This is a genomic window from Tannerella sp., from assembly GCF_052170195.1.
Classification (GTDB): Bacteria; Bacteroidota; Bacteroidia; order Bacteroidales; family Tannerellaceae; genus Tannerella.
Genome location: NZ_JBQNAZ010000017.1, coordinates 24,560 through 37,561 on the forward strand (window position 1 = coordinate 24,560; position 13,002 = coordinate 37,561).

Below are 13,002 nucleotides of genomic sequence, written 5' to 3' on the forward strand. Positions count from 1 at the left end.
TGTTGCAGCGCTTAATAAACGATTGAATATTGAAACATGCGTGATCTTCACGAATAAGCATAAAAACAATGACAACAATGAATCATTCACAACCGTTCGAGTCCTCGCCGAGGATAATCGAAATCATGGACACCACGCTGCGCGACGGCGAGCAGACCTCGGGCGTCTCGTTCGCGGCTGAAGAGAAGGTGAGTATCGTTCGTCTGCTCCTCGAAGAGTTGCACGTCGACCGGGTAGAGATCGCGTCGGCACGCGTATCGGAGGGGGAATTCGCGTCGGTACAAAAAATAGCCCAGTGGGCAAAGAAAAACGGACACATCGACCGGATTGAAATTCTGGGATTTGTGGACGGAAAAGCGTCGCTCGACTGGATTGCCGCCGCCGGATGCAACGTGGTGAATCTGCTTTGCAAAGGCTCTGAGAATCACTGCACGCATCAGCTCCGGAAAACGGTGAACGAACATCTGGCCGATATCCGGTCGGTCATTACCGATGCCAAAAACCGCGGAATGACCGTAAACATCTACTTTGAAGACTGGTCGAACGGGATGCGCGACTCGCAGGCGTACGTCTTTGAAATGATGGACGAGCTCCGGCACCAGCCCATCGCCCGCTATATGTTGCCCGACACCTTGGGCGTCTTAAATCCTTCGGAGACAAAAGAGTTCTGTGAAACGATGGTGAATCGCTATCCCGATCTGCACTTCGATTTTCATGCCCACAACGATTACGATCTGGCGGTAGCCAACGTCTTCGAAGCGGTGAAAGCCGGTGTGCACGGCGTGCATGTAACCGTGAACGGTTTGGGCGAACGCGCCGGAAATGCGCCGATTACCAGCGTAACGGCGTTGATCCACGACCAGTTGAAGCTCAAAACGAACATTGCCGAAGACAAACTCTACAGCGTGAGCAAAGTGGTGGAGAGCTATTCCGGCGTGCGCATTCCGAACAACAAACCGGTCATCGGCGATAACGTCTTCACGCAGGTTGCCGGTGTGCATGCCGACGGCGATAAAAAGAAAAATCTCTATTTCAACGATCTGGCACCGGAGCGTTTCGGCCGCTTGCGCGAATATGCGCTGGGAAAAAATTCGGGCAAAGCCAATATCCTCAAGAACCTCGAAGCCTTGGGCATCGAGGTGGACGACGAGGCGGCGAAAAAAATAACCGCTCACATCATCGAATTGGGCGATAAGAAAGAGCTGGTCAGCCCTGACGAACTTCCCTACATCGTTTCCGACATCCTGAAAAACGGGATTGAGAACCAGAGCATCAAGATACTCAACTATTCGCTGATGCTTACCGAAGGGATGCGTCCTACGGCTACCGTGAAACTCTCTATCGGAGGACAGGTTTACGAACAGTCGGCTGCGGGCGAAGGACAGTACCACGCGTTTTCAAAAGCGATGTACAAGATTTACAAAAGCCTTGACAAGCCGACGCCCGAATTGCTCGACTACGTGGTGGTCATTCCTCCGGGCGGAAAAACGAACGCTTACGTGCAAACGATTATCACCTGGAAGTTCGACGGAAAAGTTTTCAAAACGAGGGGACTGGACGTCGATCAGACGGCTGCCGCCATCAAAGCGACCATGAAGATGCTCAACATGATTGAGAAAGGCAATATCCCCGTCATCAACTATATGCAGTTGCCGTAGGGGAAGAAATCAGAAAAATAAAGTAAAAAAAACAGATATCAGCAATTCTATACAACAATGAAAATCAATATAGCAGTATTGGCCGGCGACGGCATAGGCCCCGAAATCATGACGCAGGCGTTGAACGTAACGCAAGCCGTTTGCGACCGGTTCGGACATGAATTATCGTACGAAGAGGCCATGGTGGGCGCGTGCGCCATCGATGCCGTAGGCGATCCCTATCCGCCGGAAACGCACGCATTGTGCATGGAGTCCGACGCGGTGCTTTTCGGCGCGATCGGCCATCCCAAATTCGACAACGATCCCAATGCCAAAGTGCGCCCCGAGCAGGGTTTGCTTCGCATGCGCAAGCAATTGGGGCTGTACGGAAACATCCGTCCCGTGATGACTTTTCCTTCGCTGGTGCACAAATCGCCGCTCCGTGCCGACCTCGTCTCCGGAGCCGATTTCGTATGCATCCGCGAGCTGACCGGCGGCATGTACTTCGGTCGTCCGCAGGGACGGAGCGAAGACGGCAATACGGCCTACGACACCTGCGTTTACACTCGCGAAGAGGTAGAACGCATCTTGCATCTGGCCTACAAGTTTGCCGCGCAGCGACGCAAAAAAGTAACCGTGGTTGATAAGGCGAACGTGATCGCTACTTCGCGCCTGTGGCGACAAATCGCGCAGGAGATCGCCCCGCAGTACCCCGACATCGAAACCGATTACCTCTTCGTGGACAATGCCGCCATGCGCATCATCCAGTGGCCGAAGAGTTTCGACGTGCTCGTTACCGAAAACCTTTTCGGCGACATCCTCACCGATGAAGCTTCGGTCATCACCGGATCGCTCGGGCTGTTGCCCTCGGCTTCGATCGGACTGCACACGTCGCTCTTCGAACCGATTCACGGATCGTATCCGCAGGCGGCAGGCAAAAACATCGCCAATCCGCTGGCCATGATCCTCTCGGCCGCGCTCATGTTCGAATACGGTTTCGACCGGATGGAGGAGGGCGCGCTGATCCGTCGCGCGGTAAACGCGTCCATCGATGCGGGCATCGTAACCGAAGACATTGCCGACGGCGGAAAAGCCTACACCACAAGCGAGGTAGGCGAATGGATAACCCGATACATCGCATAAGAGGCATGAATAAAAAACTGAACAGCGCCACCTCTACGCAGGGACGCCGCATGGCCGGCGCGCGCGCCTTGTGGCACGCCAACGGCATGACGTGCGAACAGATGGGCAAGCCCATCATCGCGGTAGTCAACTCGTTTACGCAGTTCGTGCCCGGACACGTGCATCTGCACGAAGTCGGGCAGTGGGTAAAAGCCGAGATCGAGAAACTGGGCTGTTTTGCGGCCGAGTTCAATACGATTGCCATCGACGACGGCATCGCCATGGGGCACGACGGGATGCTCTATTCCCTTCCTTCGCGCGACCTGATTGCCGATTCCGTAGAGTATATGGTGAATGCCCACAAAGCCGACGCGATGGTTTGCATCAGCAACTGCGACAAAATCACTCCCGGCATGCTTATGGCTGCGATGCGGCTGAATATCCCGACCATCTTCGTATCGGGCGGACCGATGGAGGCCGGAAAAATCGGCGACGAACAGGTGGATCTGGTGGACGCGATGATCGAATCGGCCGACGTGTCGGTGTCCGACGAACGGGTGGCAGAGCTCGAACGGCTGGCTTGCCCTACGTGCGGCTCCTGCTCGGGCATGTTCACCGCCAACTCCATGAACTGCCTGAACGAAGCCATCGGGCTGGCGTTGCCCGGCAACGGAACGGTCGTCGCCACCCACGCCACCCGCAAAGCACTGTTTGTGAAGGCTGCCCGGCAGATCGTAGAAAATGCCAACCGCTACTATTTCGACGGCGACGAGAGCGTGCTGCCCCGCAGCATCGCCACGCGGCAGGCGTTCCTCAACGCCATGACGATCGATATCGCCATGGGCGGCTCGACGAATACGATCCTGCACCTGCTGGCCATCGCGCAGGAAGCACAAGTCGATTTCTCGATGGACGACATCGACGCGCTGTCGCGCCGCGTGCCCTGCCTCTGCAAAGTGGCTCCCAACACGAAGAAATACCATATTCAGGATGTAAACCGCGCGGGCGGCATCCTCGGCATCATGAACGAATTGGCAAAAGGCGGACTGGTCGATACGTCCGTGCATCGCGCCGACGGAACGACCTTGGCCGAAGCCATCCGGCAATACGACATTCGGACGGAGCATCCGTCGGAAGAGGCACACGAAGTCTATTCCTCCGCCCCCGGAAACCGCCGGAACCTGATTATGGGGTCTCAACACGCACGGTTCGCCTCGCTCGATACCGACCGCAGCAACGGCTGTATCCGCGACATGGCCCACGCCTACACCAAAGACGGCGGACTGGCGATCCTCAAAGGCAATATTGCCCGCAACGGCTGCGTGGTGAAAACCGCCGGCGTGGACGAGAGCATCTGGAGCTTCAGCGGAACGGCGCGGGTCTTTCATTCGCAGGAAGAGGCCTGCGAGGGCATCCTGAACGGTAAGGTGCAGGCGGGCGATGTGGTCGTGATCGTGTACGAAGGCCCGAAGGGCGGACCGGGCATGCAGGAGATGCTTTATCCGACCTCCTACATCAAAGCCCGGCACCTCGGCAAAGCGTGCGCCCTGATTACCGACGGACGTTTCTCGGGCGGCACCTCGGGCTTGTCCATCGGACATATATCGCCCGAAGCGGCGGCCGGAGGCGCGATCGGACTCGTACGCAACGGCGACATCATCGACATAGACATCCCCCGTCGCAGCATCGACGTGCGCCTGTCGGAAGCCGAGCTGGAAAGACGGCGGGCACAGGAAGATTTTCGGCCGAAGCGCGACAGAACCGTCTCCAAAGCGTTGCAGATGTATGCGCATTTCGTAAGCTCGGCCGATTTGGGCGCAGTGAGAATCATCAAACATGACAAAGCATAGTGTAATCATCTGAAAACAGAAGAATATGAGCAAAGCAAATCATTCGAAATCAATCATTCCATCCCCCTCGGCAGAGACGGAGATTCTTTCGGGCAGCGAAGCATTGATTCGCTCCCTGATTGCCGAAGGCGTCGAGGTGATGTTCGGATACCCGGGCGGAGCCATCATGCCCGTTTTCGACGCCTTGTACGACCATAAAAAAGAAATCAAACATATCCTGGTACGCCACGAGCAGGGCGCCGTACATGCGGCACAAGGCTATGCGCGCGTATCGCAGAAAACGGGCGTGGCGCTCGTTACATCGGGGCCGGGCGCTACGAACGCCATCACGGGCATTACCGATGCCATGATGGACAGCACCCCGCTGGTCGTCATTTCCGGACAGGTGGCGTCGGGGCTGCTGGGTACCGATGCTTTTCAGGAGGCCGACGTGATTGGCGTTACCCTCCCGATCACGAAATGGAACTACCAGATACGGAGGGCAGAAGATATTCCGTGGGCGGTATCGCGGGCGTTTTACATTGCGTCGAGCGGCCGGCCGGGGCCTGTGGTGCTCGATATCGCCAAGGACGCACAGATCGACCGGTGCCCTTTTTCGTACCGAAAGACCGACTTCCTCCGCAGCTACCAGCCCGTACCTCGTCCGGAGGAAGAGAAGATACGGAAAGCAGCCGCACTGATTAATGCGGCAAAAAAACCTTTCGCGCTGGTGGGGCAGGGTGTGCTCCTCGGTCATGCCGAAGAGGAGTTGTGTGCGTTTCTCGAAAAGGGGGGGATTCCGTTTGCGTCGACCATCCTCGGACTGTCGGCCATGCCTTCCGGCCATCCGCTCAACTGCGGCATGCTGGGGATGCACGGAAACATCGCTCCCAATATGAAAACGAACGAGTGCGATGTGCTTATCGCTATCGGTATGCGCTTCGACGACCGCGTTACGGGTGATCTGAAAACGTACGCCAAGCAGGCGCAGGTGGTTCATTTCGACATCGACCCGGCCGAGATGGACAAGAACGTCAAAACGACTGTCAAGGTATTGGGCGACGCCCGACAGACCCTTCCTATAGTAACGCAGCTGCTCGAAAAACAAACGCACGAGGCGTGGTTGTCGAGTTTCAAGCCGTATGCCGAAAAGGAATACGCCTGCGTGATTCGGGAAGAACTGTTCCCCCAAAACGGAGGCGCCATTAAAATGGGTGAAGTGGTGAATAAGATAACGGAAGCCACCCACAACAGCGCCATTTGTGTAACCGACGTAGGGCAACACCAGATGATGGCGACCCGCTATTTCAAATATACGCGCTCGCGGAGCATGGTTACCTCGGGCGGACTGGGCACGATGGGCTTCGGACTGCCGGCGGGCATAGGCGCCAAGTACGGCGCACCGGACCGGACGGTGTGTATCTTCGTGGGTGATGGCGGATTCCAGATGACCATCGAAGAGTTGGGCGCCATTATGGAATACAACATCGACGTAAAGATCATTCTGCTCAACAACCAGTTTCTGGGCATGGTACGCCAATGGCAGGAGCTCTTTTTCGACGAACGTTACTCCGAGACGCATCTCAAGAACCCCGATTTCATCAAGATAGCCGATGCCTACGGCATCAGAGGGCGGAAGGTTACGGAGCGTAAAGAGTTGGACGGCGCCATCGCCGAAATGCTCACCCACAAAGGGGCCTATCTGCTCGAAGTTGTTGTGGAAACGAAAGGAATGGTCTATCCCATGGTACCGGCCGGCGGATGCGTAACGGATATTCTGATCGGAAACGGACATAAAATATAAACGCAATCGGTTTACATCACAGACTGCAAACACAGAACAGTATGGAAGAAAAAATATTATACACCATCACCATCTTCTCCGAAAATACGGTGGGAGTGCTCAACCAGATTACCTCCATCTTTACACGGCGACAGATCAATATCGAAACGCTGTCGGTCTCGCCCTCAGCCATCGACGGGATTCATAAGTTTACCATCACGGCCTACGCCTCGTGCGACGAAGCGATGAAAAAGCTGGTGCGCCAGATCGACAAACGGGTGGATATCCTGAAGTCGTACTACAACACCGACAGCGAACTGGTGTATCAGGAGCTGGCACTGTACAAACTGGCTACGGAGAAAGTTATGGAGCACGGTTCGGTCGAATATCTCATCCGCAAATACAACATCCGCGTGCTGGAGATATCGAAAGACTGCGTGGTATTTCTCAAAGCGGGACATTATGCCGAAACGCAGGCGCTCTTCGACGAGCTGGCCAGAACGGTCGGCGTGTTGCAATTTATTCGTTCCGGACGGATCGCGATCACCAAATCGCCCGTCGAACGGCTGAGCGATATGCTGCTCAAACGTGAAAAAGAGCGGGAAAGAGATCAAGAAGAAAGAAACTATACACATAAAAAATAACTTAAATAAACGTACAACAATGGCAAAAATGAATTTTGGCGGGGTAGAAGAAAACGTAGTCACCCGCAACGAATTTCCGCTGAGCAAGGCTCAGGATGTATTAAAGAACGAAACCATCGCCGTGATCGGTTACGGCGTGCAAGGGCCGGGACAGTCGCTCAACCTGCGCGACAACGGCTTCAACGTGATTGTAGGACAACGCAAAGGCGGAAAAACGTGGGATAAAGCGGTAGCCGACGGATGGGTGCCCGGCGAAACGCTTTTCGAGATCGAAGAGGCTTGTGCCCGCGCTACCATCGTTCAGTACCTGCTCTCCGACGCAGCCCAGATCGAAGTATGGCCCCGCATCAAGCCCCATCTGACGGCCGGCAAGGCGCTCTACTTCTCACACGGCTTCGGCATCACCTACAAGGAACGGACGGGCATTATCCCGCCGGCCGATATCGACGTCATCCTCGTGGCTCCCAAAGGATCGGGCACATCGCTCCGGCGCATGTTCCTCGAAGGACGCGGCCTCAACTCCTCCTACGCGATCTTCCAAGATGCTACCGGCAAGGCGTATGAGCGGGTCATCGCCCTCGGCATCGGCGTAGGATCGGGCTATCTCTTCGAGACCGACTTCAAGCGCGAAGTCTACTCCGACCTCACCGGCGAACGCGGCACGCTGATGGGCGCCATTCAGGGACTGTTGCTGGCACAATACGAGGTGCTGCGCGAAAACGGTCACACCCCTTCGGAAGCCTTTAACGAGACGGTCGAAGAACTGACCCAGTCGCTCATGCCCCTTTTTGCCGAAAAAGGAATGGACTGGATGTACGCCAACTGCTCCACCACAGCCCAGCGCGGCGCGCTCGACTGGATGACGCCTTTCCACGACGCCACCAAGCCTGTCTTTGAAAAACTTTATAAGGAAGTAGCAAGCGGAAATGAAGCGCAACGCTCCATCGACAGCAACTCACAACCCGATTATCGCGAGAAACTCGAAGCCGAGCTGAAAGCCCTCCGCGAAAGCGAGATGTGGCAAACCGGTGCCGTAGTACGCACCCTGCGTCCGGAGAATAATTGACTGTTATGAAACCTCTGCAAAATCCTCTGATAAAATTGTCCAATCCAGTTTTTTGCTGAATTGGACAATTTAGCTTGGGAAAATCTCGGAATTTGAAGTCTTACATTGCCGTCCGATAAAAGTTACTCTCGAAAGAAATAGGGTCTTTTTGATCGGACAGCATTGAAAGGCTACATCCCCAAAGACCTGTTCGAACAACTTTTTATGGACGGCGTACATCTGGCAACCAAGATAAAAAAGAACATGAAGAACGCTCTGATGCTTATGCACGATAAAATCATGCTTCGAAAACGCACTCTTATTGAATCTGTTAATAACGAACTGAAAAATATCTGTCAAATAGAACACACACGTCATCAAAGTTTTGACAACTTCATTACAAATAGGTTATCGGCTTTGATAGCTTACTCTTTCTTTTGAGAAGAAACCCTCCATAAACTTCTATCAAGAGCTTATGGATAACTCAAGATGGATGCCAGCTCAGGTCGAACTCACGTGATAATAGGAAGAATTACGGATAATCATTAAGCAAATACACCGATTCGCTCCTACATCAACAAAAAATCCAATATCCAAACAACCATTACGTCAGGCTTTCAGCCCTTGGTTGGGAAATTGTTAAAGGTTCATCGAGCCAGATGCAAATCATAACAAAAAAGCAACCTCCCTCTTGCGGGCAGTTGCTTTTTTATGAGTTGTGTTCGGATGTCCGGATTACTTACGGATGCCGAGTTCTTTGATGATGGCACGATAACGTTCGATATCGACCTTCATCAGGTAGTCAAGCAGACGACGACGCTTACCTACGAGCATCTTCAATGCGCGCGAAGTGTTGAAGTCTTTCTTGTTCTTCTTCATGTGCTCCGTCAGATGACTGATGCGGTACGTGAACAACGCGATCTGACTTTCTGCCGATCCGGTGTCGGCTTTCGATTTTCCGTATTTTCCGAAAATCTCTTCTTTTTTTGCTGAATCTAAATACATGTTCTACTTTGAATAAATTAATACCATTTTATTTAAGCGGCTGCAAAGATAGGGCTTTTATTCGGACAGACAAACGTTTCCGACCTCTTTTTTTTCGCGTCGTTGGATTTTTATGCTTACTTTTGCCCCCTGAAAGTAACAGGTTATCTATGCAAAAAATTAGAAATATTGCCATCATCGCCCATGTGGATCATGGCAAGACGACGCTGGTGGACAAAATGCTGCTGGCCGGAAAGCTTTTCCGCGAAGGACAGGCTGAGCCGGATCAGTTCTTAGACAGTAACGATCTGGAACGCGAACGGGGGATTACGATTCTCGCCAAAAACGTTTCCATTAACTATAAGGACTATAAGATCAATATCATCGATACGCCCGGTCATGCCGACTTCGGCGGCGAGGTGGAGCGCGTGCTCAATATGGCCGACGGCTGCCTCCTGCTTGTCGATGCGTTCGAAGGGCCGATGCCCCAGACACGTTTCGTGCTGCAGAAGGCTATCCAGATCGGGCTGAAACCAATCGTCGTCATCAACAAGGTCGATAAACCCAACTGTCGTCCGTCGGAGGTGCAGGAGATGGTCTTCGATCTGATGTTCAGCCTCGACGCCACAGAGGAACAGCTCGACTTCCCGACCCTCTTCGGTTCGGCCAAGCAGGGGTGGATGTCGGACGACTGGCAGCAGCCGACAGAAAATATTTATCCGCTGCTCGACGCCATCATTCAACATATCCCCGAGCCGGAAACACTCGAAGGGACCTCGCAGATGCTGATCACTTCGCTCGATTACTCCAAATACGTGGGACGAATCGCCGTAGGGCGTGTCCATCGCGGCGAACTTCGGGAAGGACAGGATATCGTGCTCTGCAAGCGCGACGGCTCGTTCGTGCGCTCAAAGATCAAGGAGATCGATGTGTTTGAAGGATTAGGGCGCAAAAAGGTAGAAGCCGTGCCATCGGGTGATATCTGCGCCGTAATCGGGGTGGAAGGCTTCGAGATCGGCGAGACGATTGCCGACGCCAACGAGCCGGAAGCACTGCCAACGATCGCTATCGACGAGCCCACGATGTCGATGCTCTTCACGATCAACAACTCGCCGTTCTTCGGCAAAGACGGGAAGTTTGTTACGTCGCGCCACATTTTCGAACGCCTCACGAAGGAATTGGACAAAAACCTCGCGCTGCGCGTAGAACCGACGGATGCGGCCGACTCATGGAACGTCTTCGGGCGCGGGGTACTGCATCTGTCGGTGCTTATTGAGACGATGCGCCGCGAAGGCTATGAGCTGCAGGTGGGACAGCCGCAAGTGATCATCAAGGAGATCGATGGTATTAAATATGAACCGGTAGAGCAACTGACAGTGAACCTGCCCGAAGAATGCGCCAGCAAAATCATCGACGTGGTGACAAAGCGCAAAGGAGAAATGATGTCGATGGAGAGTAAGAACGATCGTGTTTTTCTCGTCTTTACCATTCCTTCGCGCGGCATCATCGGGCTGAACAACCTCGTGCTTACGCTCTCGGCAGGCGAGGCCATCATGGCACATCGTTTCCTCGAATTTCAACCGTGGAAAGGGCCTATCGAGCGTCGCCAAAACGGTTCCATCATTGCGATGGAAACCGGCAATGCGTTTGCATACGCACTCAACAACCTGCAATCGCGCGGACGATTTTTCATCGCACCGGGCGAAGAGGTGTACGCCGGACAAGTAGTCGGCGAACATACGAAAGAAGGTGATTTGGTTGTGAATGTTACCAAATCGAAGAAACTGACGAATATGCGCGCCTCCGGCTCGGACGAGAAGGTGGCGTTGGCGCCTCCGACCGTCTTCAGCCTCGAAGATGCGCTCGAATACATCAAGGCCGACGAATACGTCGAGGTGACCCCTCACTTTATGCGCATGCGCAAAATCCTCCTCGACGAAAACGAACGCAAGCGGCAGCAAAAAGCGACGACAGAATAAACCAAACATGCCCGGGCGGAAAACGAATCTCGTGCGAGGCTTGCGGAGATGTTCGGTCGGCTGCGAAAAGTTTCGTGAAGTTCACGAATACTCCCGGTTCTCGACGAACGCCTCCGCAGGATACACGAGGATTTTAAAAAAAACAATAAAAAAGACCACCATTGTCACATAGGTGACATTTGAAGAACAGACATATCCGGATATTTGCACCACGAAATTTATTGATGTTACATGTAAAAAAATTGAAGGATATGGATGCTAAGATGTTTTGTTTCCAATGTCAGGAAACAGCTAAGGGAACCGGTTGCACGGTTCAGGGTGTTTGTGGTAAGAAGAGCGATCTCTCTGCCATGATGGATATGTTGCTGTTTGCCGTTCGCGGCATCGCAGTGTTGACTACCGGCCTGCGCAAGGCAGGGAAGGAAACAGGGCGTGAAGTTGATCATCTGATAGCCGACGCGCTGTTTTCGACGATTACGAATGCGAATTTCGACAAGGCGAGCATCCGTGTTCGGGTAGACCGCGCTTTCGCACTGCGCGACAAACTGAAACAACAGGCTGCCGAGGCCGGACTGCCTCCGTACAATGCCGAAGAAGTGGTATGGACGCCCGTAGCCGACGAATATGAAGAGAAAGGATTTTCCGAAGGAATCTTGCGCGAGACGAATGCCGACGTGCGTTCGCTCAAAGAACTCGTGATTTACGGCCTCAAAGGGATGGCCGCCTATGCTGAGCATGCTATGCGTCTAGGCTATGAAGACGACGAGATTTATGCATTTATGGAACGCGCGCTGAGCGATATAACCATCGGTGAGCTCAACGCCGAACAACTTACGGCACTCGTGCTTGAGACAGGGTCGGTGGGTGTCAAGACGATGGCCTTGCTCGATCAGGCCAATACCTCAACGTATGGCAATCCGGAAATGACGGAAGTGAACATCGGTGTGGGTACCCGTCCCGGCATCCTGATCAGCGGACACGACCTGCACGATATGGAAGCGTTGCTCAAACAGACCGAAGGTACAGGCGTCGACGTCTACACGCACAGCGAAATGTTACCCGCGCACTATTATCCGGCATTCAAGAAGTACAAACACTTCGTAGGCAATTACGGCAACGCATGGTGGAAACAACGCGAGGAGTTCGAGACCTTCAAGGGGCCGATTCTTTTCACCACCAACTGCATTGTGCCGCCTCTGCCTAAAAATACGTACATAAGCCGTATGTTTACAACAAACTCATCGGGTTACCCGGGCTGTAAACACATCCCTACAGGACCCGACGGAGAAAAAGATTTCAGTGAAATCATCGAGATCGCGAAGCAATGTGAGCCGCCTGTTCAGATCGAGAGCGGAACGATTATCGGCGGCTTCGCGCACCGTCAGGTGTTGCAACTGGCCGACCGGATTGTCGAAGCCATCAAGTCGGGCGCATTACGCAAATTTGTGGTTATGAGCGGATGTGATGGCCGTTTCCCCAACCGTACATATTATACGGATTATGCAAAAGGCCTGCCCAAAGATACGGTTATCCTCACCTCCGGATGTGCGAAATATCGGTATAACAAATTGAATCTGGGTGATATCAACGGCATCCCCCGCGTACTCGACGCCGGACAGTGTAACGATAGTTATACATGGGCGGTCGTGGCACTGAAACTGAAAGAAGTGTTCGAGCTAAACGACATCAATGAGCTTCCGATCGTATTCAATATTGCATGGTACGAGCAGAAAGCCGTCATCGTATTGCTCGCCTTACTCAGTCTCGGGGTGAAAAATATCCATATCGGCCCCACACTGCCGGCTTTCCTCTCGCCCGGTGTGACGCAAGTGCTCGTCAATACGTTTGGCCTTGCCGGTATCACCACCATCGAGGAAGATCTGAAACTCTGCATCTAAGAAGAAAGCAGAGAATACAATAGCAAGAAAGCCGTCCCTTCCTTCCGGTCGAGACGGCTTCTTTTATTCTTTTTCCGGACA

At 53.4% G+C, this 13,002-nt stretch carries 9 protein-coding genes and 1 pseudogene; 9 read left to right on the plus strand and 1 reads right to left on the minus strand.

The genetic code is table 11. The features are described from left to right. The first annotated feature begins 77 nt into the window (after positions 1–77). The 7 genes and pseudogenes from ACTTKA_RS06465 to ACTTKA_RS06495 form a co-directional block, all read left to right on the plus strand. The gene (locus tag ACTTKA_RS06465; RefSeq protein ID WP_442724409.1) at positions 78–1,658 is read left to right on the plus strand and encodes an alpha-isopropylmalate synthase regulatory domain-containing protein; all 1,581 of its coding nucleotides are present in this window, start codon (positions 78–80) and stop codon (positions 1,656–1,658) included. A gap of 57 nt (positions 1,659–1,715) precedes the next feature. Next, entirely contained in the window at positions 1,716–2,780 is a 1,065-nt protein-coding gene (gene leuB, locus ACTTKA_RS06470; RefSeq protein WP_442724393.1) for a 3-isopropylmalate dehydrogenase, read from the plus strand. A gap of 5 nt (positions 2,781–2,785) precedes the next feature. Next, complete coding sequence (ilvD, locus tag ACTTKA_RS06475; protein ID WP_442724394.1) at positions 2,786–4,609, plus strand: dihydroxy-acid dehydratase; 1,824 nt, start codon at positions 2,786–2,788, stop codon at positions 4,607–4,609. A gap of 25 nt (positions 4,610–4,634) precedes the next feature. Beyond that, complete coding sequence (gene ilvB, locus ACTTKA_RS06480; protein ID WP_442724395.1) at positions 4,635–6,392, plus strand: biosynthetic-type acetolactate synthase large subunit; 1,758 nt, start codon at positions 4,635–4,637, stop codon at positions 6,390–6,392. 41 nt (positions 6,393–6,433) lie between these two features. Continuing rightward, a complete protein-coding gene (gene ilvN, locus ACTTKA_RS06485) occupies positions 6,434–7,015 on the plus strand; it encodes an acetolactate synthase small subunit (RefSeq protein WP_442724396.1) in 582 nt (193 codons plus the stop codon). A 19-nt stretch (positions 7,016–7,034) separates the two neighbouring features. Further along, on the plus strand, positions 7,035–8,081 hold the full coding sequence (gene ilvC / locus ACTTKA_RS06490; protein ID WP_442713128.1) for a ketol-acid reductoisomerase: 1,047 nt from the start codon (positions 7,035–7,037) through the stop codon (positions 8,079–8,081). Between the two features lie 165 nt (positions 8,082–8,246). Next, a pseudogene (locus ACTTKA_RS06495) lies at positions 8,247–8,580 on the plus strand (transposase); the annotation flags it as partial. Between the two features lie 215 nt (positions 8,581–8,795). Here ACTTKA_RS06495 and rpsO read toward each other — a convergent pair. Next, entirely contained in the window at positions 8,796–9,065 is a 270-nt protein-coding gene (gene rpsO / locus ACTTKA_RS06500; protein ID WP_124750896.1) for a 30S ribosomal protein S15, read from the minus strand. A gap of 149 nt (positions 9,066–9,214) precedes the next feature. Here rpsO and typA point away from each other — a divergent pair, with 149 nt between their 5' ends. Next, on the plus strand, positions 9,215–11,023 hold the full coding sequence (gene typA / locus ACTTKA_RS06505) for a translational GTPase TypA (RefSeq protein ID WP_442724397.1): 1,809 nt from the start codon (positions 9,215–9,217) through the stop codon (positions 11,021–11,023). A 251-nt stretch (positions 11,024–11,274) separates the two neighbouring features. Next, complete coding sequence (hcp, locus tag ACTTKA_RS06510; protein WP_442724398.1) at positions 11,275–12,921, plus strand: hydroxylamine reductase; 1,647 nt, start codon at positions 11,275–11,277, stop codon at positions 12,919–12,921. Positions 12,922–13,002: the final 81 nt, after the last annotated feature.